The sequence below is a fragment of the Nakamurella flava genome (genome assembly GCF_005298075.1).
GTDB classification, from domain to species: domain Bacteria; phylum Actinomycetota; class Actinomycetes; order Mycobacteriales; family Nakamurellaceae; genus Nakamurella; species Nakamurella flava.
In genome coordinates, this window is sequence record NZ_SZZH01000001.1 from 951,044 (window position 1) to 975,236 (window position 24,193).

General features: G+C 72.9%; 20 protein-coding genes. 9 read left to right on the plus strand and 11 right to left on the minus strand.

What is annotated here, in order from left to right; translation table 11 throughout:
- Positions 1–47 precede the first annotated feature (47 nt).
- Positions 48–2,501, plus strand: coding sequence for an HAD-IC family P-type ATPase (locus FDO65_RS04285; protein WP_137449448.1), 2,454 nt, complete (start codon positions 48–50; stop codon positions 2,499–2,501).
- 34 nt (positions 2,502–2,535) lie between these two features.
- On the plus strand, positions 2,536–3,525 hold the full coding sequence (locus FDO65_RS04290; RefSeq protein ID WP_137448191.1) for a cytochrome c oxidase assembly protein: 990 nt from the start codon (positions 2,536–2,538) through the stop codon (positions 3,523–3,525).
- Between the two features lie 52 nt (positions 3,526–3,577).
- Here FDO65_RS04290 and FDO65_RS04295 read toward each other — a convergent pair whose 3' ends face one another.
- Both FDO65_RS04295 and FDO65_RS04300 read right to left on the minus strand, forming a co-directional pair.
- Positions 3,578–4,246: a hypothetical protein gene (locus FDO65_RS04295; RefSeq protein WP_137448192.1), complete on the minus strand. Its 669-nt coding sequence runs from the start codon at positions 4,244–4,246 to the stop codon at positions 3,578–3,580.
- Positions 4,247–4,511: 265 nt separating this feature from the next.
- Positions 4,512–4,994: a hypothetical protein gene (locus FDO65_RS04300; RefSeq protein WP_137448193.1), complete on the minus strand. Its 483-nt coding sequence runs from the start codon at positions 4,992–4,994 to the stop codon at positions 4,512–4,514.
- Between the two features lie 16 nt (positions 4,995–5,010).
- Here FDO65_RS04300 and FDO65_RS04305 point away from each other — a divergent pair, with 16 nt between their 5' ends.
- Positions 5,011–5,256, plus strand: coding sequence for a hypothetical protein (locus FDO65_RS04305; protein WP_137448194.1), 246 nt, complete (start codon positions 5,011–5,013; stop codon positions 5,254–5,256).
- A gap of 237 nt (positions 5,257–5,493) precedes the next feature.
- On the opposite strand, the gene FDO65_RS04310 is transcribed toward FDO65_RS04305, so the two are convergent.
- The 6 genes from FDO65_RS04310 to FDO65_RS04335 form a co-directional block, all read right to left on the minus strand.
- Positions 5,494–6,954 carry an MDR family MFS transporter gene (locus tag FDO65_RS04310; RefSeq protein WP_137448195.1) on the minus strand — a complete coding sequence of 487 codons (1,461 nt, stop codon included), beginning with the start codon at positions 6,952–6,954 and terminating at the stop codon, positions 5,494–5,496.
- A 118-nt stretch (positions 6,955–7,072) separates the two neighbouring features.
- Complete coding sequence (locus FDO65_RS04315) at positions 7,073–9,187, minus strand: prolyl oligopeptidase family serine peptidase (protein WP_137448196.1); 2,115 nt, start codon at positions 9,185–9,187, stop codon at positions 7,073–7,075.
- Between the two features lie 23 nt (positions 9,188–9,210).
- The gene (locus FDO65_RS04320; RefSeq protein ID WP_137448197.1) at positions 9,211–9,675 is read right to left on the minus strand and encodes an Lrp/AsnC family transcriptional regulator; all 465 of its coding nucleotides are present in this window, start codon (positions 9,673–9,675) and stop codon (positions 9,211–9,213) included.
- A gap of 28 nt (positions 9,676–9,703) precedes the next feature.
- On the minus strand, positions 9,704–10,885 hold the full coding sequence (locus FDO65_RS04325; protein ID WP_137448198.1) for a M24 family metallopeptidase: 1,182 nt from the start codon (positions 10,883–10,885) through the stop codon (positions 9,704–9,706).
- 131 nt (positions 10,886–11,016) lie between these two features.
- A complete protein-coding gene (locus tag FDO65_RS04330) occupies positions 11,017–12,249 on the minus strand; it encodes a serine hydrolase domain-containing protein (protein ID WP_166442024.1) in 1,233 nt (410 codons plus the stop codon).
- Between the two features lie 117 nt (positions 12,250–12,366).
- Complete coding sequence (locus FDO65_RS04335; protein ID WP_137448200.1) at positions 12,367–13,185, minus strand: transglutaminase-like domain-containing protein; 819 nt, start codon at positions 13,183–13,185, stop codon at positions 12,367–12,369.
- A gap of 113 nt (positions 13,186–13,298) precedes the next feature.
- Between FDO65_RS04335 and FDO65_RS04340 the strand changes: the two genes are divergently transcribed.
- The gene (locus FDO65_RS04340; RefSeq protein WP_137448201.1) at positions 13,299–14,279 is read left to right on the plus strand and encodes a 5'-3' exonuclease; all 981 of its coding nucleotides are present in this window, start codon (positions 13,299–13,301) and stop codon (positions 14,277–14,279) included.
- A 35-nt stretch (positions 14,280–14,314) separates the two neighbouring features.
- Here FDO65_RS04340 and FDO65_RS04345 read toward each other — a convergent pair whose 3' ends face one another.
- Entirely contained in the window at positions 14,315–15,667 is a 1,353-nt protein-coding gene (locus FDO65_RS04345; RefSeq protein WP_137448202.1) for a WS/DGAT domain-containing protein, read from the minus strand.
- A gap of 364 nt (positions 15,668–16,031) precedes the next feature.
- On the opposite strand from FDO65_RS04345, the gene FDO65_RS04350 reads away from it, so the two are divergent.
- The 4 genes from FDO65_RS04350 to FDO65_RS04365 are packed head-to-tail and all read left to right on the plus strand — an operon-like array spanning position 16,032 to position 20,105.
- Complete coding sequence (locus FDO65_RS04350) at positions 16,032–16,946, plus strand: ABC transporter ATP-binding protein (protein ID WP_420847516.1); 915 nt, start codon at positions 16,032–16,034, stop codon at positions 16,944–16,946.
- Complete coding sequence (locus FDO65_RS04355) at positions 16,943–17,746, plus strand: ABC transporter permease (protein ID WP_137448204.1); 804 nt, start codon at positions 16,943–16,945, stop codon at positions 17,744–17,746. The genes FDO65_RS04350 and FDO65_RS04355 overlap by 4 nt, the downstream gene beginning before the upstream one ends.
- Positions 17,737–18,690 carry a COX15/CtaA family protein gene (locus FDO65_RS04360; RefSeq protein ID WP_137448205.1) on the plus strand — a complete coding sequence of 318 codons (954 nt, stop codon included), beginning with the start codon at positions 17,737–17,739 and terminating at the stop codon, positions 18,688–18,690. Before FDO65_RS04355 ends, FDO65_RS04360 begins: the two co-directional genes overlap by 10 nt.
- Positions 18,687–20,105, plus strand: coding sequence for a DUF2254 domain-containing protein (locus FDO65_RS04365; RefSeq protein ID WP_137448206.1), 1,419 nt, complete (start codon positions 18,687–18,689; stop codon positions 20,103–20,105). The genes FDO65_RS04360 and FDO65_RS04365 overlap by 4 nt, the downstream gene beginning before the upstream one ends.
- 13 nt (positions 20,106–20,118) lie before the next feature.
- On the opposite strand, the gene FDO65_RS04370 is transcribed toward FDO65_RS04365, so the two are convergent.
- Positions 20,119–20,457: a hypothetical protein gene (locus FDO65_RS04370; protein ID WP_137448207.1), complete on the minus strand. Its 339-nt coding sequence runs from the start codon at positions 20,455–20,457 to the stop codon at positions 20,119–20,121.
- Positions 20,454–21,380, minus strand: coding sequence for a heme o synthase (locus FDO65_RS04375; protein ID WP_137449449.1), 927 nt, complete (start codon positions 21,378–21,380; stop codon positions 20,454–20,456). Before FDO65_RS04375 ends, FDO65_RS04370 begins: the two co-directional genes overlap by 4 nt.
- Before the next feature lie 567 nt (positions 21,381–21,947).
- On the opposite strand from FDO65_RS04375, the gene tkt reads away from it, so the two are divergent.
- The gene (gene tkt, locus FDO65_RS04380; protein WP_240757412.1) at positions 21,948–24,116 is read left to right on the plus strand and encodes a transketolase; all 2,169 of its coding nucleotides are present in this window, start codon (positions 21,948–21,950) and stop codon (positions 24,114–24,116) included.
- Positions 24,117–24,193 lie beyond the last annotated feature (77 nt).

Sequence of the window (24,193 nt, forward strand, 5' to 3'; positions counted from 1 at the left end):
ACATCTGACCGGGGCGCAACCCCATCTGTCACAGTGGGCCGGTGAGCATGACGCCCGATTCGACCAGTGCCGTCCTGACCGGAACGGCACCGACCGACCCCGCGATCGGGTTGACGGCCGCCCAGGTGGCCGAACGGCAGGCCCGCGGACAGGTCAACGCGACGAGTCAGGCGTCGTCCCGGTCGCTGTGGGCGATCGTCCAGGCCAACGTGTTCACCCGGTTCAACGCCATTCTGGGTGCTCTGTTCGTCCTGATCCTGATCACCGGTTCGCTGGCCGACGGTCTGTTCGGGGTCGTGCTGGTCGTGAACTCGGCGATCGGCATCGTGCAGGAATACCTGGCGAAGCGGAAACTGGACCGGCTCGCCCTGCTCAACTCCCCCACCACGGTGGTCGTCCGGGACGGTGAACCGGTCGAGATCGCCACCACCGCCGTCGTTCTCGACGACCTGATCGAACTGCGCACCGGCGACCAGGTGCCCGCCGACGGCCGGATGCTGTCGACCGCCGGCCTGGAGATCGACGAGTCGAACCTCACCGGCGAGGCCGACGCCATCCCGAAGGCGCCGGGTGACGAGGTGCGGTCGGGGACCACCGTGGTCGCCGGGACCGGCCGTTTCGTGGCCGCCGCGGTCGGCCCGGACGCCTACATCAACAAGATCGCCGCCGAGGCCAAGAAGTTCACCCGGACCCGCTCGGAGATCCAGGAGTCGGTCAACAAGCTGCTCAAGTACATCACCTGGATCATCGCCCTGGCCCTGCCGCTGCAGCTGTGGTCGCAGTGGCGGGCGATCGGCGAGCAGGGCTGGCAACAGGTGGTCATCCGATCCACCGGCGGCCTGGTCGGGCTGGTCCCCGAGGGCCTGGTGCTGCTGACGTCGGTGGCGTTCCTGCTGGCCGCCGTGCAGTTGACCCGCCAGCAGGTGCTGGTGCAGGAACTGCCCGCCGTCGAAGGCCTGGCCCGCGTCGACGTCGTCTGCCTGGACAAGACCGGAACGCTCACCGTCGGCGAGATCGCCTACGAGGGCGTCGAACCGGTCGGTCCGGACGGTGACCGGTGGACGACCGAGCAGGTGTGCCAGGCGCTGGGGGCGCTGGCCGACGACGGCAACGCCAACGGCACCCTCAAAGCCCTCGGGAGCGCCCTGCCCGCTCCGCAGGGGTGGGAGCGCACGGAGACGGTCGCCTTCAACTCCGCTCGCAAGTGGAGCTGCGCGGCGTTCGCCGGGCGCGGCACCATCGTGTTCGGGGCGCCGGACGTGCTGCTCGACGCCGGCGACCCGCTGCGCGACCGGGTCGCCGAGCTGGCCACCACCGGCCGCCGGGTGCTGCTGCTGGCCCACACCGACGCCGCCCCGAACGGGGCGACACTGCCCGACGGGGTGCGCCCCCGGTCGCTGATCACCCTCACCGAGCAGGTCCGCCCGGACGCGCAGGAGACGCTGGACTACTTCAAGGACCAAGGCGTCGCCATCAAGATCATCTCCGGCGACAACCCGACCACCGTCGCCGCCATCGCCCGCCGCGTCGGCCTGGACGTGCCGCCGGACACTGTCGTCGACGCCCGCACCATCGGCGACGACCCGGAGGAGCTCCGCGAGATCGCCGAGCGCACCACGGTGTTCGGCCGGGTGTCGCCCGAGCAGAAGCGGGCCCTGGTGCAGGCGTTGCAGCGCAACGGGCACGTGGCGGCGATGACCGGCGACGGCGTCAACGACGCGCTGGCCCTCAAGGACGCCGACATCGGCGTCGCCATGGGCAACGGCGCGCAGGCCACCAAAGCGGTCGCGCAACTGGTGCTGCTGGACGGACGCTTCTCGCACATGCCCTCGGTGCTGGCCGAAGGCCGGCGGGTGATCGGCAACGTCGAACGGGTCGCCAACCTGTTCGTGGCCAAGAACGTGATGAGCCTCATCGCCATCGTCACGGCCGCCCTCTTCACCCTGCCGTTCCCGTTCCTGCCCCGGCACCTGACCCTGGTCTCCGCCGTGACCATCGGCATCCCTGCGTTCTTCCTCGCGCTCGGCCCGAACAAGCGACGTTACGTCCCGGGGTTCCTGCGGCGGGTGCTGCGGTTCGCCGTGCCGGCCGGTGCGGTCGCCGGCCTCGTCGTGATCGTGTCGTATCTGCTGGCCCGGACCACCGTCGTCGCTCCCCCGGCCGCGCAGTGCGCGGTGCGGACCCGCGGCGGCAGCGAGATCCCGGTCGACGTGGCGTGTTTCCTGCCGTCCAGTGCCGCCACGCTGGCCCTGCTCATCACGGCGTTCTGGATCCTGGTGGTGCTGGCCCGACCGTTCCGGCCCTGGAAGGCCGCGCTGGTCGGCTCGATGGTGGCGCTGGCCGCGCTGGCGTTCATCGTGCCGCTGGCCCGCGACTTCTTCGACTTCTCCCTGACCCCCACGCTGCTGTGGCAGTCCGCGCTCGTCGGGGCGGTCGGTGCGGCTGCGGTCGAGATCATCTACCGGACGGCGCCGGACCTGAAGGCCGCCGCAGCGCGCTGACCGACCCCACCCCGGGCGGGAGCATGATGGGTCGGTGATCGACCCGCAGACCCCACCCGCCTGGACCGATTTGGCCACCGAGTGGCGGATCGACTGGGTGACCCTGGCGGTCACCTTGCTCGTCGCGGTCGGGTATCTGCGGGCCCGACGCCGGGGCCGGTCCGTCGGGCTGCCCTGGCCCGTACGACACGACATGTTCGTGGCGCTCGGGCTCGCCGCGGCGATCTGGACCAGCTGCGGGTTCCTGCAGGCCCGGTCCGGACAGCTGATGTGGGTGTGGACCACCCAACAGCTCCTGCTGCTCCTGGTGATCCCGATCATCGTGCTGGCCGGTCAACCGCTGGCCCTGCTCCGGCGGACGTCCGGGGAGCAGAGCAAGGCCCTGCGGATGCTCCGCAGCCGCCCCGTACGGATTCTCGGCCACCCCCTGGTCGGGCCGCTGCTGGTCCCGATCCTGGCCGCGCTGCTGTTCTTCGGCGGCCTGGGGGCGTTCGCCCTGCAGTCACCGGGGGCCGGCTGGGCCCTGCACCTGCTGCTGCTGGGCCTGGGGGCGCTCATCGCGCTGCCGCTCGTCGACCGCGACGACCGCCGATCGGCCATGGCCGTCGGACTGGCCCTCGGCGTGGGGGTCATCGAACTCCTCCTCGATGCGTTCCCGGGCGCCGCGTTGACCTTCGACCCGCATCTCACGCTCACCCACTTCGCCGCCAGCCACCCGACCTGGGCGCCGGCCGCCCTGGACGACCAGCACACCGCCGGAGCGATCCTGTGGGCGGTGGCGGAGGCTCTCGACCTGCCGTTCCTCGTCCTGGTGACCACGCGGTGGATGCGGGCCGACGCCGCCGAGGCCGCGCTCATCGACGCCGATCTCGACGCCCGCGACGCTGCCCTCGCCGCTGCGCTGACCTCCGGGGACGCAGAAGCCGACCCCACCACCGTCGGGCGCAGCCATCCGGATGCGCCGGCGATGACCGCGCCCTGGTGGCTGGACGACGATCAGCTGCGCGGCCGCTACCGCTCCTGACCCGTGATGGAGGGGCGGCCACCAGCAAGCCGTGACCGCCCCGTCCGGGGGCTCAGCTGGTCGGCGCCGCACTGGTCGCCGAGGAGGACGACCCTCGACCGGCCCCGACCGTGCTGGCCAGCACGTCACAACCGGGAGCCTGGGCCACGACGGCCTTCTCGATCGCCGGGTCCAGCTTGACGCCGGCACCGAGCGAGTTGAAGTTCGCGGCCGCCGCCTGGAAGTCCTGCGCGAACTGTGTGGCCGCGGCCTGATCGCCGGCCGGCAGCGCCGACGCGCGCTGACCGAATTCGGTGAGAGTCGCCCCGAAGGTGCCGAGCGCCTTGTCGGCCTGCGCCGCGAACGCCTCACCACCGTCGAAGGTCGGCGCCGGCTTGGCGGCCAACGCGGCGTTGGTCTGGTTGATCGCGTCACCGGTCGACGTGAGCAGGGTGCCCAGTTGCGCCGTCGAGGTGACGCTGCCGGTCCCCTGCAGCTGGTTCAGGGACGTCAGCCCCGAGCACAGGGTGGTGAACCAGGAGATCGTCTGACCGTCGAGCTGCACGTCCCCGCCCGCCGAGGACGACGGCGCCGCCGACGCGCTGGTGGTGCTCACCGCCGACGTGGTCAGCGGCGCACCGGCCGATGTCGTCGCGGCCGTACCGCCACCGGAGCCGCACGCCGCCAGCAGCAACGCTCCCGCCGCCATGACTCCGGTCAGTCCGGTCGTCCGTGCCTTCACGTGACACCACTCCTGTTCCCGGCGTCCTCGAAGCCGTCACCGCGGGTCGCCGCCGACGCGGCCACCCGTCCCGCGGGTCTCGCGGGCCGACCAGTTGATCACGAGTCGAGCGGCCGTGGGCACACGCCGCCCTCCGGGGTGGCGGCACCAGCGACGTCGCGACCGTAGGACCGCGACCGGACCGCGAACACACCAGGGGCGGGACATCGTCGTGATGTCCCGCCCCCGATACGAGCCGGCAAAGTGCCGGCCGGTGTCACACCGATCAGCTGCTCGGCGCCGCGGAAGCCCCCGCGCTCGAGCCGGATCCCAGCTTGGCCAGGGTCGCGCACTCGGGCACCTGCTTCTCGGCCGCCGCCTTGACGCTGTCGCTGAGCTGGATGTTCTGGACATCCTTCAGGCTGCTCAGCTGCTGCTGGAAGTCGGTGCCGAACTTCTGCAGGGCCGCCTGGTCGTTCTGGTCGATCGTGGCCGCCTGCTGACCGAACTCGGTGAACGCCGGTCCGACCTTGTTGAAGACCTCCTGCGAGGTGGCCGCGAGCTGATCGCCGCCCTCGAAGGTGGGCGGCGGCACGCTCTGCAGCTTCTGGCCGGTCTCGGTGAAGGCCTGACCCAGGGTGCCGAGCAGCTCGCCGGCCTGCGCCGGGGTGGAGATGCTCTGCGCCTTGGTCTCCAGATCGGCCAGGCCGCTGAAGCCACCACAGAACGTCTGGAACCAGGTCACCGACTGGGCGTCGAGCTCGGTCACGTCCCCACCCACGGTCGTGGCCGTCCCCGTCGGCGAGATCTGGGTCGACATCGTCATGTCCTCGGACATGCTGCTCGAGGGCGACGACATCATCGAGCTGCTCGTCGCGGCCGTCGTGGCCGGCGTCGAGGTGCTGCTGGCGGCGGTTCCCCCCGACGATCCGCATCCGGCCAGGAACAACGCTCCTGCGGCGGCCGCTCCGACAAGTCCGATCGTGCTGCGCTTCACCGACACTCCTCCCCAGACGCGCGTCCGCGCCTGACATCGACCGACGTCGCCATCGCCGACGACGCCCCACTGGGCCGCGGTACGACACCCGCCCGGGCCCAGTCGACCACACCGTCAGACCAGAAACTGGATGTTCAGGTCACGATTCGACAGCATTCGACTGCCCAGCGCCCCCCTGAGCCACACGAGCGGCCGCCAGGCTGACCCGGATGCCCCAGCCCTACCACCCGAACAGGTGAAGCCGAAGAACGAAGATCGCGAAACGAGTGGATCAGCCGGTCGCCGCCGGGTCCGATGCAACCTCATGGGACTCGGTGTCGGGCCGACCCCCCGGCAGGAGCAGCACCGCGGCCGCCATCACCACCGACAGGACTGCCCCGGCGATGAACACGCCGTGGGTGGCCGCCGCCAGTTCCGGACCGGTCGGGGTTGCCCCGATGCCGGCGTTGACGATCGCGCCGAACGCCGCCACCCCCACCGCACTGCCGATCGAGCGCGCGAACATCGACGTCGCCGTGACGACCCCCCGATCGCCCCACCCGACGCTGCTCTGGGCAGCGATGAGCGACGGGCTCGCCACCAGGCCCATGCCCAGACCGACCACGAAGCAACCGAGAGCCAGCGACCAGAGCGAGGTCCCGACCCCCCACGTGATGCTGACGGCCGACCCGGCGACGACCAGGACACTGCCGATGATCGCGGTGACGCGGAACCCGCAGCGCAGGTAGAGCCGCCCGGACAGGGACGCCGCGATCGGCCAACCGATCGTCAGGGTGGCCAGGGCGAACCCGGCGACCACCGGGGTGGCGCCCAGCACGTCCTGCGCGAACGTCGGCACGTAGGTGGTCAGGCCGAACAGCACCGCCCCGACCAGCAGCGACACCAGGGAGGCGGCCACCAGGATCCGACGCCGCAGCACCCACAGCGGCAACACCGGCTCGGCGGCCCTCTTCTCGAGGAGCACGAACGCGACGATGGCCAGCACCCCGACGGTGAGCACCACGATGCTGATCGGCGACGTCCACGCCCACGCCTGCCCGCCTTCCAGCAGGCCCAGGATGAGCAGCGCTGACCCGACCGTCAGGGTGGTGGCGCCGGCGTAGTCGATGGACCGCCGGACCCGGGTCACGTTCTCGTGGAACCGCCGCCAGAGCATCCAGCCGGCCAGCACGCACAGCGGGATGTTGATCCAGAAGATCCACCGCCAGGACAGATGTTCGGCGAACAACCCGCCCAGGGCGGGGCCGACGACCGCGGACATCCCCCAGACACTGGCCAGGTAGGCCTGGCTGCGGGCCCGCTCGGTGAGCGTGTAGATGTCGCCGGCGATGGTGATGCTCATCGGCTGCACGGCGCCGGCGCCGAGGCCCTGGATCGCGCGGAACACGATGAGCGCCGTCATGTTCCAAGCCAGGCCGCACAGGATCGAGCCGGCGAGGAACAGCGCGATGCCCAGCAGCATGATCGGTTTGCGGCCGACCACGTCGGCCAGCTTGCCGTAGATCGGCACCGAGACCGCCTGCGCCAGCAGGTAGATCGAGAACAACCACGGGAACTGCGTGAACCCGCCGAGGTCGTCGACGGTGGACGGGATCGCCGTGGCGATGATGGTGGAGTCCAGCGCGACGAGCGACGTCGACAGCATGAGCGACAGCAGGATGGGACCGCGCTCGGACCGCAGACCGATGCCCGTCGACCGGGACGGCGCGACCGGGGGTGCGGAAGAGGTCATGCGGGAATCCGTTCCTGTCTCCGGTCGGGTCATTACCGGCGCTAACCTCCCGCCTGCGTCGACTATTCCCCGTGGCCGCGCCGTCACGCCGCAACGCGGCCACGGGACCGCGGGGCGGCTACCCCCTCGGCACCAGACCGGTGTACTCGGCGGCGAACGCCAACTGATCGGCGTGCTCCTCGGCCAGCGCCGACACCGGCTTACCGGCGCCGTGCCCGGCCCGGGTGTCGATGCGCAGCAGTACCGGACCCGGTCCGGCCTGGCAGCGCTGCAGCTCGGCGCCGAACTTCAGGGAGTGCGCCGGCACCACCCGGTCGTCGTGATCACCCGTGCAGATGAGGGTCGCCGGGTACCGGGTGCCCTCGCGGAGCCGGTGCAGCGGGGAGTAGGCGTGCAGGACGGCGAAATCGTCCGGGTCGTCCGGTGAGCCGTACTCGCTCATCCAGGCCCACCCGATGGTGAACAGGTGGAACCGGAGCATGTCCAGGACACCGACGGTCGGCAGGGCCACGGCGAACAGCTCCGGGCGTTGGGTCATCGCCGCCCCGACCAGCAGTCCGCCGTTGGACCGGCCGTGCACGGCGAGCTGCTCCGGCGTGGTGGTGCCGTCGGCGATGAGCGCCTCGGCGCAGGCGTACAGGTCGTCGAACACCCGCTGCTTGTGGTGGAGCATGCCGGCGGTGTGCCAGTCCGCGCCGAACTCGCCGCCGCCCCGCAGGTTCGCGACGGCCAGGGTGCCGCCGGCCGCCACCCAGGCGCCGAAGAGGGCCGAAAAGCCCGGCAGGATGGGCACGTCGAACCCGCCGTAGCCGTAGAGCAGGGTCGGTGACGGGCCGGCCGGCAGGTCGGCCCGGCGGATCACCGTCATGGGGACGGCAGTGCCGTCGGCCGACCGTCCCGACCGTCGCTGGACCACCGTCTCCGGCAGGTCCGGTCGATCGCCGGGCGGGGCCAGCAACTCCGGCTGGTAGCCAGTCGTGGCGTCCAACCGGTACTGACGGGAGAACGCCGTGAACGAGCCCAGCCCGACGAAGATCTCCGGGCTGTTCGCGCGGGTGTTGACGGCCAGCACGGCGACCGGTGCGGGCAGGTCGGGCCAGGTCAGAGACGCGCCGTCCCGGTCGACGAGCTCGATGCGGTGGGCGGCGTCGCTGGACCAGGTCAGGACGAAGGCCTCGGCGGTCGGTGAGGCGTCGACCAGGACGTCCTGCTCGTGCTGGTCCACCAGCCCGGTCCAGGGGGCGTCGGGGTCGGCGAGGTCGACGCGGACCAGCCGGCCGCGGGGGGCGTCCCGTTCGGTGCGCAGGAACAACTGGTCGCCGTCGCTGCCGACGACGGTGTGCGCGTCGGCCAGCTCCCCGACCACCACGACCGGGGACGGGTCGATGGCCACGGGCGTGCCGTCGGGTGGGGTGGTCAGGCGGTGGGCGGAGATCGTCGTCCGGGAGTCGGTGCCCGGGCTGGTGGTCAGCACGAGCCAGCGACCGTCCGGCGCCACCCAGGGGCCGGCCATCCATTCCGGGTGCTCGGGATCGGACCACACCAGCGTGTCGGCGTCCTGGTCGTCCCCGAGCCGGTGGTGCACGAGTTCACCGGCGGGCATCGCCTCGGTCAGCGCCGCCGACCCCACGGCACCGTCGTTCGCGGCGGTGGCGGGCGCCGGGTACCGCCAGTACAGGAACCCCGAGGAGTCCGGGAGCCAGGTCGGGGCCACCCATTTCGCCCACGTCAGCCGGTCGGGCCGGTCCAGCCCGGTCGCGATGTCGCGGACGGCGATCGACTGCCAGTCCGAACCACCCTCGGACAGCGCGTAGGCCAGCAGGGCGCCGTCCGGGCTGACCCGGGCCGCGGTCAACGCCACGGTGCCGTCGGTGGAGAGCGTGTTCGGGTCGAGCAGCAGCCGCGGGGCGGTCAGCAGATCGTCCAGCGAGTCGGCGGTGAACAGCTGGTCCTGGTCGAGGTCCCCGGGGTTGGCGACGACGAAGTACCGGCCACCCCGTTCCCACGGCACCCCCCGCCGCGGCGCGGTCAGCAGCGTGGTCGTCAGCTGCCGGAACGCCGGCCCGGCGGCCAACCCGGCCAGGTGCGGGCGGCTCACGGCGTTCTGGGCCTGCACGAACGCCTGCGTGCGCGGGTCGTCCGGGTCCTCGAGATAGCGGTAGGGGTCGGCGATCTCGACGCCGTGCAGGACGTCGACGATCCGGTCGCGGTCGGCGGGTGCGTGCTCGGTCACCCGCCGATCACATCACGCCGACCTCAGCTGCCGGTCGTCCCCGGTGGGCACGGCACGGCGCGCTGCTCGTACGGGGTGGACAGCACCACCGTCGTCCGGGTCGACACCCCGGCCGTGGTGCGGATGGTGGCCAGCAGGGCCTCCAACTCGGTCGGCGAGCCGACCCGCACCTTGACGATGTAGGACTCGACCCCGGCCACCGAGTAGCACGACTCGATCTCGGGCAGGACGGCCAGCAGCTGCGGGTAGTCGTCCGGGGCCGCCGGGTCGATGGGGGTCAACGACACGAACGCCGTCAAGGGCCGCCCCAGCTGTTCGTGGTCCAGGACGGCGGTGTACCGCTGGATGACGCCCCGCTTCTCCAGCCGACGCACCCGCTGGTGCACCGCCGACACCGACAGTCCCACCTTCTCGGCGAGATCGGTGAAGCTGCACCGGCCGTCCGCGGCCAGGACCTCGGCGATCCGGGCGTCGAGCTCCTCCAACATGTGCTGTCCTCTCACGGCTGACGCAGGCCTAGGCGGGGAGTTCGACGAGCTCGGTCGGTGCGTTGTTCATCAGCACCGGACCGTCGGCGCCGACCACGACGATGTCCTCGATGCGGACCCCGAACCGGCCGGGCAGGTAGATGCCCGGTTCGACGGAGAAGGCCATGCCCGGCTCCAGCGGCCGGACGTTGCCGGCGACCATGTACGGGTGCTCGTGCACCTCCAGGCCGATGCCGTGGCCGGTGCGGGTGATGAAGTACTCGCCGTACCCGGCCTCGGTGATGACCGCGCGGGAGGCGGCGTCGATCGACTCCGCCGTCGCCCCCGGCCGCACCGCCGCGACCCCGGCGGCCTGCGCGGCGCGGACGATCTCGTAGACGGCCACCGCCTCCGGGTCGGCGTCGGCCCGCGACCCCACCAGATAGGTGCGGGTGCAGTCGGAGAAGTAGCCGGTCGGCAACGGGCCGCCGATGTCGACGACGACCAGGTCACCGGCCTGCACGACCCGGTCCGAGGCCTCGTGGTGGGGGCTGGCGCCGTTGGGACCGGAACCGACGATGACGAAGTCGGGCCGGGCGTGGCCCTCGGCGACGATTGCGGCGGCGATGTCCGCGGCGATCTCGTTCTCGGTGCGCCCCGGCCGGAGCCACTCACCGACCCGGCGCTGCACCCGGTCGATGGCGGCGCCGGCGGCGGCCAGTTGGTCGACCTCGTCGGGGCCCTTGCGCATCCGCAGCTCGCCGATCGCCTCCCCCGCCAGTACCAGTTCGGCGCCGGGGACCGCGTCGCGGACGTTCACCGCGTGCACCGCCGGCATGTGGTCGTCGACGGCGATGACCCGGGTGCCGTCCCGGAACAGCTCGACCAGGGTGCGATAGGGGTCGGCCCCGTCCGTCCACGTGCCGATGGGCACGCCCATCGCCTCGATCGGGGAGCCGGTCCACCCCGGGCGTTCCAGGGTGGGAACCAGCAGCGCGGGTTCACCGTCGGCCGGGACGACCAGGCAGGTCAGCCGCTCGTGCGAGCCGACCGAGTGGCCGGCGAAGTAGTGCAGATCGGCCCCGGGGGCCACGAGGACGACGTCGGCGCCGATGACCCGGGCCTGCCCGGCCAGCCGGGCGAGCCGATCCGCCAGCGTCGCCGGTCCGGGCTCGCGGCTCGCGCTGACGTCCTGCTCGGCGACGGCACCGGTCTGCTGATCGGAAAGCATGTCGGGAGCCTAGACGGCGGCCGGGCGGTCCCGCCGCTCGGATCCTGCGGTCGGACGGCCGCCGGACAACAGCACGTGTCGTGATCAACCGTGTCCAGCCGCAGGCTCTCCGGCCTGGCCGCTCCGGACGGTCAGATCGAACCGCCAAAGGCCAGCGACCAGAACTCACCGAACACCGGCGGCGGCTGTGGCGAGGACCACAGGAGGTTGGTGGCCAGCACGCCGATGCGCCCGGTGGTCGGGTCGACCCACCACGAGGCCCCCATCCCGCCGTCCCAGCCGAAGCTGCCGGCCGATCGACCGTCCGGCGTCGCACTGTGCCGGACCCCCATCCCCAGCCCCCAGCCGGCGCCGTCCTGGTCGATGGGACCGATCCGGCTGCGGGTCGCCGCGGCGACCACGCCGGTGGAGAGCACCCGTCGCCCGTCCGGGGTGACCCCGCCGGCCAGCAGGGTCCGGGCCAGGGCGGCCAGGTCGTCCACCGGGCCGACCAGTCCGTCACCGGCGTCCGGGAACGCGGGCGGCCGCGACCACTGCCCGTCGGCCGGGTCGTAGCAGGCCAGGGCCGGTGTCCGGGGGTCGGGGCCGGCAGCCGGAGCCCAGTGCGGGCCGAGCCGGTCGGCGTCGGCCCAGAACGCGGTCCCCGTCATCCCGACCGGGCCCAGGACACGCCGCTGCAGCAGCTCCGGCAGCGGAGCGCCGCCGGCCCGGGCGAGCAGCACCCCCAGGACGCTGGCCCCCGTGTGATACCGCCACTGCTCCCCCGGCTGGCGGGCCAGCGGGAAACGGCCGAGCCGCCGCAGCCACTCGTCCGGTTCGGGGTTGACCTGCGGGGCGGGGGGTCCGGCGGCCAGCCCGGCCCCGGCCATCGCGACCAGGAGCGGATCGGGCCAGGGACCGGTGAAGTCCATCCCCCAGCCGAGCCGGAACTCCAGCACGTCGCGGACCAGGATGGGCCGCCGGGCCGGCACGGTACCCGCGGTGGCCACGTCGGTGTCCGGGGTCAGGGGCTCGCTGAGCACCCGCCGGTCGGCCAACTCCGGCAGCCACCGGTCGACCGGGGCGTCGAGCGTCAGGGTGCCTTCGTCCAGCAGGGCCAACGCGAGCGCAGCGACCACCGGCTTGGTCACCGACGACCACCGGAACGGCGTGTGGACGCTGATCGACGCGTCCCGCCGATCGGTGCCCTGCCGGCCGACGGCCCCCCGGCTCAGCGGACCGTCGACCCCGCCCACCCACCACGCCGACCCGGGGGCGACCCCGCGGGCCGCCGCGCCAGGTGCGTCCGGGTCGAGCAGGGCACCCAGCCGGTGGTCCCAGTCGGCGCTCGTCAGGGGCGGGTGGTCGGGGCGGACAGCGGACACGGGAACCTCCGGGCGATGCGTCGACGGGCTGGTCAGGGGGATGGACCGGCCCGGGCCCGTCGACTCATCGGTGTCGACTCATCGATGTCGACTCATCGGTGTCGACCGTGGGCTCGCTCAGCCCAGGGTGACCAGCTTCCGCGGGTCGTCGTTCGGCAGGTCACCCTCGACGACGGCGGTGACGGTGGACTGCCCGAAGACGATGCCACCACCGAGGGCGTCGGTGAAAGCGGTGTCCGCGGCGTCCCGACCGGTGGCGATGCGCAGCAGGGTCGAGCGCGGGGCCAGCAGGGTCCCGTCGACCACGTGCCAACCGCCGTCGACGTAGGCCTCGGCGACCGCGTGGAAGTCCATCGGCGACAGGCCGGGCGCGTAGACCGCGACCAGGCGGGCCGGCACGCTGCGGGCCCGCAGCAGGGCGATGACCAGGTGCGCGTAGTCGCGGCAGACGCCCTGCCCGAGCAGATAGGTGTCGACGGCGCCGTCGATCGGGTCGCTGCTGCCCGACACGTAGGACAGGTGGCCGCCGACCCAGGCAGCGACGGCGCCGAGCAGTTCGGCCGGGTCCTCGATCGACCCGAACTCGCGCTGGGCGACGGCGGCCAGGGTGTCGGACTCGGCGTAACGGCTGGGACGGGCGTACTCGATCAGCTCGTGGTCCAGGACCTCCGGGGCCTCGGCGCGGCCCTGCACGGTGGCGCTGTAGGACAGGGCCAGGGCGCCGACCGGCGGCTGCTCCAGGACATGGAAGCGGGTTCCGGTGCGGCCGACGATCTCGGTGGGGGTGACCGGGGCGTCGTCGACGGTGATGGTGAGGGTCTCGTCGACGGACAGGCCGGGGGCGTGGGCGACGGCGACCTGGAAGACGATGCGGCCGGGCTGCTGGACATCCAGGGTGATGTCGGCGGTGACGGTGCGGGTGGGGGTTGCGCTCATGATCGACAATTCTCGCAGCGCCGGACGGACAAAACGGACGAGCACCGGGATCCGCGACGAACCGGCCGGCGAGAACAATCACGTTTGACCGGGCGGCGGGTAGCGTCCGGCCCATGCTGCAGCTGTTCGACCTGGCCGGCATCTACTTCCGGGCGTTCTACGCCGTCCCGTCGTCGGTGAAAGCCCCCGACGGACGGCCGGTCAACGCGATCCGCGGCACCCTCGACATCCTCGCCCGGGTCATCGGCGACGCCCGTCCCACCCGCGCGGTCGCCTGCCTGGACCTGGACTGGCGGCCCGCCTGGCGGGTCGAGCTCATCCCCACCTACAAGACCCACCGGGTGCTCGACCCGGCCGAGCTGTCCCCCGAGGCCCTGGCCGACGCGCCCGTGGGCGCCGGGGTCGCGGTCGTCGGTCTGGATGTCGAAGACGCCCCGGACGACCTGAGTGCGCAGGTGCCGGTGCTGCTCGAGGTGCTGGCCGCGATCGGTCTGGCCACGGCCGGCGCGCCGCACCACGAGGCCGACGACGTCATCGGCGCGCTGGCCGCCCGGGAGCAGCAGGACCCGGTCGAGGTCGTCACCGGCGATCGTGACCTGTTCCAGGTCGCCACCGACGGCCCACCCCCGGTGGCCGTCCGCTACATCGGGGCCGGGATGAGCAAGGCCGCCGTCTACACGCCCGCCGACGTCGCCGCCCGCTACGGCATCCCGCCCGGCTGCTACGCCGACTTCGCCGCCCTGCGCGGCGACCCGTCCGACGGTCTGCCCGGCGTCCCCGGCGTCGGCGAGAAGACCGCCGCCACCCTGATCGGTCGCTTCGGGTCCCTCGAGGCCCTGGTCGCCGCCCTGGATTCCGACGATCCCCGGCTGACCAGACCGCAGCGGGCCAAGCTGGCCCCGGCCCGCGCCTACCTGCAGGTCGCCGGCCAGGTCACCCGGGTCGCCGTGGACGCCCCCGTCGAACTGGACCGGGACGACCGGCTCCCCGCCGCCCCGGCCGACCCGGACCGACTCGCGGCACTGGTCGCCGAGTTCGGCATCGGCGGAGCCGTCGGTCGGCTGACCGACATGCTGGACCGGGTGACCGGCTGACCCTGGCGTCGACGTTTCGCGTCGCGAGACCGCTGTCAGGCCAACATTTCCCGCAGCGCCGCCGCTGTGGCGTCGGCCAGCACCTGCACCTCGGGGACCACCACCGGATCGGCGCAGAAGCCGATGGTGAGGGCGTCGTGGCAGGAGATCGCCGCCACCCGCAGACCGTGCCGCTCGCCGATCTCCGCCAGCGTCGTCAGACCGGTGACCGGGTGACCCAGCACCGTCACCGGCTGGCGGGGACCGGGGATGTTGGACACGGCCAGCGCGAACCGCCGGGGGTCGGTGCGCCACCCGTCGACGAACCGACCGAGGGTCGCGTCGAACCGTTCGAGGGACCGGGTCATCGCATCCTCCCGCCGCGCGTCCTGCGCATGCTTGCGCACCGACGTCTGGCCCGCGACGATCCGCAGCCGTTCAGCCGGATCGCTCAGATGCACGGGCAGGGCGATCGTGAAAAAGGAGTCGGCGTTGCCGGCGTCGACGCAGCCCGAGCCGGGCTCGGGATGCAGGCTGACCGGCACCCGGACCGGCAGGTCGGTCGCGGCGCGACCGTGCCCGGTGAGCCAGTACCGCAGGCCCCCCGCCACCGCGGCCAGCAGCGCGTCGTTCACCGTGGCCCCGGGGATGCGGTGGGCGGCGGCCTTGAGTGTGGCCAGCGGCACCCGGACCCAGCCGACCCCCCGGTTCGCCGACACCGGCCCGTCGAACGGTGAGGGCGCCCCACCGACCGGTACCTCCCGAGCCAGGAAGCCGACCAGCGACGCGCCGGTCGCCGCGGCCGTGCCCGCCCAGTGGCCCACCGTGTCCGTCCGGCGCGGGGGTCGCGGGCTGCCGGCCGCTTCCGGGACCGGCCGGTCGGTCCACGATGCGGTCCCCGATGCCGACTCCGGGGCGGGCGGGGGGTCGTCCCAGAACAGGTGAGCGGCCCACCGCACGGCGGTCATCCCGTCGGCCAGAGCGTGGTGCAGCCGCCAGATCAGCGCGGTGCGGCCGCCGGACAACGGGGCCACCGCCACGTGCCACAGCGGGCGGGACCGGTCCAGTCGACGTACGAACAGCTCGGCCACCTGCGAGCGGAGCCGGTGCTCGTCCCACCCGTCCGACCCGTCCATCGGCGCGACCGCGGTCACCTGGGTGTCCACGTCCGCCCCGGGATCCGGGGTCCAGCGCGGCGCATCGGGCCACCCGGTCAGTCGGGTGGCCAGCGACGGGGCACCCGGCAGTCGGTCCCGAATCCGTCCGGCCACCTCGGCCGCCGTCACCCGGCCGCCCAGCTCCACGATCTTGACCGTGTGCCCGACGACGGCGCCGGTCTCCAGCGCCAGGATCGACCGGTCGGCCGGGCTGAGCGGCCGCCCCGTCCCGGGCCGAGTCGGATCCGACACCGCACCCCCACCCGCGCCCCACCGACCGCCTGACCACGATCTGATGGACGCAGTGTGTCCGTCACGCGGTCGGTCCCCCCGGGCCGGACCGGTGACCTCACGCCAACGAGACCCCGGCGCCCGCCCGAGCCGGACTGCGCGCCCGGCTTCGTCCACCGGCCCTCCCCGGGGGATCGACCCGGACACCGGCGTCGCGGCCCGACCGTCGCCGCTCGCCGGACGACCGGGCCGCCCCACGCTCCGCCTATCCTGGGCAATCGTGTCTGCCGACAGCGCATCGTCCGCGCGCCTCTCCGCCGGGACCCGGCGCGCCCCCGACGGTGCCCCGACCCCGTCCCGGGCCGCCGGCGTCGACGACGCTCTCGTGGTCGATGGTCTCGTCCGGCGCTACGGCTCGACCGTCGCCGTCGACGGTCTGTCCTTCTCGGTCGCCCGCGGTTCGCTGCTCGCGCTCCTCGGCCCGAACGGGGCCGGCAAGACCAGCACGCTCGACGTCTGCACCGGGTTCGCCCGACCCGACGGCGGCACCGTCCGGGTGCTCGGCCTGGACCCGGTCCGGCAGGCGGCCGCCCTGCGTCCCCGCATCGGGGTGATGCTGCAGGCCGGCGGCGCGCACCTGTCCGCCCGCACCGGCGAGATGCTGCGACTGGTCGCCCGCTGTTCGGCCGATCCCCACGACCCGGCCTGGCTGCTCGATCTGCTGGGCCTGTCGGACGTGACCCGGGTGCCGGTCCGGCGGCTGTCCGGCGGTCAGGTGCAACGGCTCAGCCTGGCCATGGCCCTCATCGGGCGACCGGAGCTGCTGTTCCTCGACGAGCCGACCGCCGGGCTCGATCCGCAGGCGCGTCGCCTGGTGTGGGACCTGCTCGGCGCGGTCCGCCGGGACGGCGTCACCGTGGTGCTGACGACGCATCTGCTGGACGAGGCCGAACTGCTGGCCGACCGGGTGGTGATCGTCGACCACGGCCGGGTCCTCGCCGAGGGCACCCCCACGGAGCTGACCGCCGGCGGCGCCGGCCTCGTCCGGTTCACCGCCAGCCCCGGCCTCGACCTGCCGCTGCTGCTGAGCGCACTGCCCGACGGATTCACCGCGCAGGAACCCTCGCCCGGCCGCTACGTCGTCGAGGGCGTCCTGGACGGGCCCGTCGGACCGACCGTGATCGCGACCCTGTCCTCGTTCTGCGCCCGGGTCGGGGTGATGCCCGACAACCTGCAGGTCGGCCGGCGCACCCTGGACGATGTCTACCTCGAACTCACCGGACGGCAGGTGCGGCGATGACCGCGGCAGAGCAGACCACGGCCGACGGGCCGACGTTCGCCCCGGGCACCTTCACGCCCCGGCCACGGCCGGCCGGGACGGTCGCCAAGATCACCGCAGCCGCGGCGTTCGAGTTGCGGATCGTGCTGCGCAACGGCGAGCAGCTGCTGCTGGCCCTGGTGCTGCCGCTGGCCGCGCTGTTCGGCGGCGTCTACGTCACCGTCGTCGCCCTGCCGGAGCCGCGGATCAACGCCGTGCTCCCCGGGGTGCTGGCGCTGGCCACCCTGTCCACCGCGTTCACCTCGCAGGCCATCGTCACCGGTTTCGACCGTCGGTACGGGGTGCTGCGGCGGCTGGCCGCGGCCGGGTGGAGTCGCTGGCAGCTCCTCGGCGGCAAGACGCTGGCCTCCGCGGCGGTCGTGGCCGGTCAGTACGTGATCCTCGGCGGGGTGGCCCTGGCGCTGGGCTGGCGACCGCTGGGCAGCCCGTTCTGGGTGCTGCTGGCGACGGTCCTCGGGCTGGCCGCGCTGCTCGGGCTGGCCCTGCTGGTCGGCGGCACCCTGCGCGCCGAGGCCACCCTCGCGGTGGCCAACCTGGGCTGGCTCGTCCTCATCGCGCTCGGCGGGCTGATCGTGCCGCTGTACGCCAGCCCGGGCTGGCTGGCCGCCGTGGGCGCACTGACACCCTCCGGCGCGCTGTGCGAGGGTCTGCGCGACGTCCTGCAGCACGGCACGGCCCCGTCGCCGATGTCACTGCTCGTTCTGACCGCCTGGACCGTCCTGGGCTGGGCCGCGACCGTACGGTGGTTCCGATGGCTGTGATCCCGACTTCCCCCGCGACCGACACCGCACCGTCGACCGGTCGGTCCCGGTGGACCCCGTCGCTGCGGCTGCAGCGGGCCTTCGCCTGGGCGGCGGCCGTCACCAACGGCGGGATCGCCGTCACCGGCGCCACCGTGCGGGTCACCGGCTCCGGCCTGGGCTGCCCGACCTGGCCCGAATGTCACGAAGGCTCGTTCGTCCCCATCCAACGGGAGGACCTGTCGGCGTTCCACCAGGCCATCGAGTTCGGCAACCGCACGCTCACCGGCGTCGTCCTGATCGCCTCGCTCGGCACGTTCCTGCTGGTCTGGCTGGCGCGGCCGCGGCGCACCCCGGTCGTCTGGCTGGCCCTGGCCGGGCCCGTCGGCGTGGTGTTCCAGGCGGTCTGGGGCGGCATCGTCGTGCTCACCGGGTTGAGCTGGTGGACCGTCGCGCCGCACTTCCTGGTCTCGCTGCTGCTGCTGTTCTTCGCCATCGCCGTCCTCACCCGCCTCTACGAGACGGACGCGCCGCCGCGCTGGGTCGTGCCCCGGCCGCTGGTCGGGCTGACCTGGGCGACCGTGGTCGTCCTCGGTGCGCTGTGCGTCGCCGGCACCCTGGTCACCGCGGCCGGGCCGCACGGCGGGGACGACCGCACGCCCCGGTTGGACGTGCCGGTGCGGGCCCTGGCCCAGGTGCACGCCGACCTGATGTTCGCCTACCTCGGTCTGCTGGTCGCCACCACCGTCGCGTTCCTGGCCGTCAAGGCGCCGGCCCGGCTCGTCCGCCGGGCCTGGATCCTGGTCGCCGTCACCGCCGGACAGGGGCTGATCGGTCTCGTCCAGTACGCCACCGGGGTGCCGGAGGCGCTGGTCGTCGCGCACGTGCTGGGCGCCGTGCTGCTCACCGCGGCCGCGGCCGCGGTCGTCTTCGCCCTGCGGGTCCGCGAGCCCCAGCAATCGTGAGCTCCTCCCCGGGGCGCACGACATCCGGTTGGCACCAGATCCGGGACGCCGTCGGCAGCCGACTGTGGCCGTTGCCCGTGCTCGGGATCCTGGTCGCGCTCGGTCTCGGCGTCGCCGTCCCCGAGCTGGACAACGCGCTGTCCACCGGCGGCGGCGAGGCGTCCCGGCGGTTCGCGCAGTGGCTCGCGCAGTGGACGTTCAGCGGGGGCGCCGACGCCGCCCGTGACGTCCTGGCCGCGATCGCCGGATCGGTCGTCACCGTCACCTCGCTGACGTTCTCGCTGACGGTGGTGACCCTGCAGCTGGCCAGCAGCCAGTTCTCCCCCCGCCTGCTGCGGACCTTCAGTGCGGACCGGTTCGTGCAGGTCACGCTGGCGGCGTTCCTCGGCACCTTCGTCTACACGCTGACGGTGCTGCGGACGGTGCGGGTGGAGACCGACACCGCCCCGGCCGTCGTCCCGCACGCCTCGATCACGCTGGCCTACCTGGCCGCCGTCGTCGACGTCGTCCTGCTGGTCGCGTTCCTGGCCCACCTGGCCCGCGAGATCCGCGTCGAACCCATGCTGGCCCGGGTGCACCGCAGCGCGGAGGCGACCCTGCTCGCCGGCACCGTGGCCCGCGACCCCGACGGCGGGACCCGCGACGTACCCGCCGTCTTCGACACCGACGACGACACCTGGCAGCCGCTGCCGGCCGGTGGTTCCGGCTTCGTCACCGGCATCGACCATGACGCCCTGGTCCGGTTGGCCGACGAGCACGACCTGCTGCTGGACGTGCACTGCGACGCCGGTTCCACCGTCGCGGCCGGGGCCCCGCTCGGCCGCTGGCGACCGACCGACCCGAACGTCCGGCCGGGCCAGGACAGCGGGGACGCGGTCCGCGACGTCACCGCCCGGGCGATCCGCACCGGGGTGGAGCGGACGTCGGCGCAGGACGTCGGCTACGGCCTGCGGCAGCTGGTCGACGTCGCTCTCAAGGCCCTGTCGTCCGGTATCAACGACCCGACCACCGCGGTGCACGCCATCGGCCACGTCGGCACCCTGCTCGGCCAGTACGCCGGCCGCACCTGGGGCCCGATGGTCCTGGACGGCGCCGAGGACCGCCCCCGGGTGGTCATCCGACGGGCGACGTTCCCGCAGTTGCTGGATGTCGGGGTATCGGGCTGTCTGCACTACGGGGATTCCGACCCGGACGTGCTGGTGCGGATCGCCGAACTGCTCGGTGAGGTCGGATGGACGCTGCCGGCCCCGGAACGCCCGGCCGTGGAGGCCCAACTGGATCGGCTCGACGCTCGGCTCGCGGCGGCGGATTTCGATGCCGCGGAACGGGACCGGGTGCAGCACGCCGTCGACGGTGCCCGCGAGCGCCTCACCGGGCGCGTCGGGCCCTACCGGCCGGTCCCGATCCCCCGCTGACGGGGACCGAGGGTCAGCGGCCGGTGCCGGCCATCCGCCGACGGTCGGCGTCGGAGACGGTGACCCGCCCGGACAGCTCGCGGGTCCAGTGGTCTGCCACGGTGATGCCGGCGGCCGAGCACACGGCCACGGCGTCGGGCACCGAGGCCACCACCGCATCAGCCCAGGCGCCGTCGGACTCCGCGACCACGACGATCCGGGCGCCCCGCCGACCGACCGACGAGACCACCGCGGTGCCGACCCCGCCGTGCGCGTCGAGGAACGAGCGCAGCCGCGGAGCCACCGGCCCGCCGTCCAGGCCCCGGACGGATCCGCCGTCCAGCGCGCCCGGCGTCGGATCGGCGGAGGTCACCACGGCCAGCCGAGAGCCGGCAACCCGACGACGGAGTCGACCGCCCAGGCCACCGACACCAGGGTCAGGTAGAGGTTGGAGATGTGGAACAGGGTCATCGGCTTGGCCGCTTCCCCACGCAGCACGCGGACGTGCAGCAGGTGGGCCAGGGCCAGGAACCACAGGCCGGCCGGCACGGCGACGGCCGCGTAGATCCACGACGAGGCCGGAATCAGCAGCAGCGAGCAGGCCACCATCGCCCAGCTGTAGAGGACGATCTGCCGGACGACGACCCGCTCGGTCTGCACGACCGGCAGCATGGGCACGCCGGCGGCCGCGTAGTCCTCGCGGTACCGCATGGCCAGCGCCCACGTGTGCGGGGGCGTCCAGAAGAAGATGACCCCGAAGAACACCCACGCGGGCCACCCGATGTCCCCGGTGACCGCCGACCAGCCGATGACGACCGGCATGCACCCGGCCAGGCCGCCCCAGACGATGTTCTGGGAGGTGCGGCGCTTGAGCAGCATCGAGTAGACGAAGACGTAGAACAGGATGGCGGTCACCGCCAGGCCGGCGGCCGCCCAGGTGGTGAACACGCCGAGCACCGCGGTGGCCACGATGCCGAGGACGATCCCGAAGACCAGGGCGGCGCGGGTGCTGACGGCGTGCCGGGCCAGCGGCCGGGACCGGGTGCGGCGCATCTTGGCGTCGATGTCGGCGTCGACCACGCAGTTGAGGGCGTTGGCGCTGCCGGCGGCCAGGGTCCCGCCGACCATGGTCGCCACGATCAACCCGAACGACGGCACGGACCGCTGCGCGGCGAACAACGCCGGGATGGTCGTGATCAGCAGCAGTTCGATGATCCGCGGCTTGGTGAGGGCGACGTAGGCGCCGACCTTCGCCCGCCACGTCGGACCGGCGGTGTCCAGGCCCAGGGTGTCCAACCGGGTGCGGTTGCCCGCTCCACCGACCGGGTCCGGGACGACGGTGCCGACCCGACCGGGCTCGGCAGACGCCGAGGACTGCTCCGGACGCGGCTGCTGGCCTCCGGACGGGGACACCCCCACGCGAACTCCTTCGGACGGGCACGGGCCGGCCACTGCGACTCGGAGGAATCCCAGCGGCCGACGGAACGGCGGTCGACGGCCCTCCGCGAGTGTGCACAGATGATGAGGAACCGGCCTGATCATCCTAAGGGCCGCCGACAGCCGGTGCCGGACCCACGCCGCCGAACGGCTGTCCGCCCCGCCCGGTCACCGCGCCGACACGCAGACCTCACCGTCCGTTTCATCCGTGTGCGCACCTGGGCATCCGCCCGTGATGCGCGGGGTACTAGGGTCGACATCACACTGGCCGTCGGCAGCGGCGTGCGCTAGAAGCGGTGCGCCTGCCTGCCCTATACAAGTACATACCAGTTGCCTAGACTCGGTCCCGGCCCGCCGCTGCACCGATCGCGGCGCGCCGTTCCCGGACGTCACCCGTCAGCCGTTCTCCCAAGGAGGTCAGCACCAGTGACCAGTTCTGCCGCCACCGCCGACATCGAGGCCCTCACGGTCGCTTCGGTCCCCGACGACTGGACCGACACCGACAAGCGGGCCGTCGACACGGCGCGGATCCTGGCCGCCGACGCGGTCCAGAAGGTCGGCAACGGCCACCCGGGTACGGCCATGTCGCTGGCTCCCCTGGCCTACACGCTGTTCCAGCGTGCGATGCGTCACGACCCCGCCGACACCGACTGGCCCGGTCGGGACCGGTTCGTGCTCTCCGCCGGTCACTCGTCGCTGACCCTGTACGTCCAGCTGTACCTGGGCGGCTTCGGGCTGGAGATCGAGGACATCGAGGCCCTGCGGACCTGGGGCTCGAAGACGCCGGGTCACCCGGAGTTCCACCACACCAAGGGCGTCGAGATCACCACCGGGCCGCTCGGCCAGGGGTTGGCCTCCGCCGTGGGCATGGCGATGGCCGCCCGCCGCGAGCGTGGCCTGTTCGACCCGGACGCCGCCCCGGGTGAGTCCCCGTTCGACCACTTCATCTACGTCATCTGCTCCGACGGCGACATCCAGGAGGGCGTCACCTCCGAGGCCTGCTCCATCGCCGGTCGCCAGCAGCTGGGCAACCTCATCGTCTTCTACGACCACAACGACATCTCGATCGAGGACGACACCAACATCGCCCTGTCCGAGGACGTCGCCGCCCGCTACGAGGCCTACGGCTGGCACGTGCAGGACGTCGTCGGCGGCGAGAACGTCACCGGCATCCTCGAGGCCATCGAGAAGGCCAAGGCCGTCACCGACAAGCCGTCCTTCATCCGGCTGCGCACGATCATCGGTTACCCGGCGCCGAACCTGATGAACACCGGCAAGGCGCACGGCGCCGCGCTGGGCGACAAGGAGATCGCCGCGACCAAGGAGATCCTCGGGTTCGACCCGGAGGTCAAGTTCCCGGTCGAGGACGTCGTCATCAAGCACACCCGGGGTCTGCTGGACCGCGGCGCGGACGCCAAGGCCGCCTGGCAGAAGTCTTTCGACGAGTGGGCGAAGGCGAACCCGGAGCGCAAGGCGCTGTTCGACCGGTTGACCGCCCGCGAACTGCCCGAAGGCTGGGACGCGAACCTGCCGTCCTGGGACGTCGACCCCAAGGGGATCGCGACCCGCGCCGCGTCCGGCAAGGTGCTCAACGCCATCGCCGACGCGCTGCCCGAGCTGTGGGGCGGTTCGGCCGACCTGGCCGAGTCGAACAACACCACGATGGAGGGTTCGCCCTCCTTCGGCCCGGCCGACGCCGCCACCAAGCACTGGAAGGCCGAGCCCTACGGCCGGACGCTGCACTTCGGCATCCGCGAGCACGGCATGGGCGCGATCCTGACCGGGATCGTCATGCACGGCCCGACCCGCCCGTACGGCGGGACGTTCCTGCAGTTCTCGGACTACATGCGCGGTGCGGTCCGCCTCGCCGCCCTGATGGGCGCCCCGGCGATCTACGTCTGGACCCATGACTCCATCGGTCTGGGTGAGGACGGCCCGACCCACCAGCCGGTCGAGCACCTGGCCGCGCTGCGGGCCATCCCCGGCCTGTCGATCGTCCGGCCGGGTGATCCGAACGAGACCTCGTTCGCCTGGAAGGCCGTGCTGGAGCGTCAGCACGACTGGTTCTCCGGCCCGGTCGGCATGATCCTGACCCGCCAGGCCGTCCCGGTCCTGGAGGGCACCAGCGCCGAGGGCGTGGCCAAGGGCGGCTACGTGCTGGCCGACTGGGACGCCGACGCGGCGGCCGACAAGAAGGTCATCCTGATCGCCACCGGGTCCGAGCTGTCGCTGGCCGTGCAGGCCAAGGAGCAGCTGGCCGCCGAGGGCATCAGCGCCCGCGTCGTGTCGGTGCCGTGCCTGGACTGGTTCGAGGCCCAGGACAGCGCCTACATCGAGTCGGTGCTGCCGTCCGACGTGACCGCCCGGGTGTCCATCGAGGCCGCCATCGCCCAGCCGTGGTGGCGCTGGCTCGGCGCGCACGGCCGTCCGGTGTCGCTGGAGCACTATGGAGCCAGCGCCGACGCCAAGACGCTGTTCACCAAGTTCGGGATCACCGCCGAGGCGGCGGTTTCCGCGGCCAAGGAGTCCCTGGCCGCCAGCTCCGGCACCGCGGCGCCGAGCACGGCCAGCAAGCCCGAGCCCGACAAGCAGTAGCAGTCCGGGGCCGGCCGGCCCGAACGGCCGGCCGGCCCCGCTTTTTCCTCTGACCACCCACCAACCCGTCACCGGGG

What these genes read in the sequence shown, in the direction of transcription:
- FDO65_RS04285 (WP_137449448.1), top strand. Translation starts at nt 48, where the DNA reads ATGACGCCCGATTCGACCAGTGCCGTCCTGACCGGAACGGCACCGACC.
- FDO65_RS04310 (WP_137448195.1), bottom strand. Translation starts at nt 6,954, where the DNA reads ATGACCTCTTCCGCACCCCCGGTCGCGCCGTCCCGGTCGACGGGCATC.
- FDO65_RS04320 (WP_137448197.1), bottom strand. Translation starts at nt 9,675, where the DNA reads ATGTTGGAGGAGCTCGACGCCCGGATCGCCGAGGTCCTGGCCGCGGAC.
- FDO65_RS04325 (WP_137448198.1), bottom strand. Translation starts at nt 10,885, where the DNA reads ATGCTTTCCGATCAGCAGACCGGTGCCGTCGCCGAGCAGGACGTCAGC.
- FDO65_RS04335 (WP_137448200.1), bottom strand. Translation starts at nt 13,185, where the DNA reads ATGAGCGCAACCCCCACCCGCACCGTCACCGCCGACATCACCCTGGAT.
- FDO65_RS04340 (WP_137448201.1), top strand. Translation starts at nt 13,299, where the DNA reads ATGCTGCAGCTGTTCGACCTGGCCGGCATCTACTTCCGGGCGTTCTAC.
- FDO65_RS04355 (WP_137448204.1), top strand. Translation starts at nt 16,943, where the DNA reads ATGACCGCGGCAGAGCAGACCACGGCCGACGGGCCGACGTTCGCCCCG.
- FDO65_RS04360 (WP_137448205.1), top strand. Translation starts at nt 17,737, where the DNA reads ATGGCTGTGATCCCGACTTCCCCCGCGACCGACACCGCACCGTCGACC.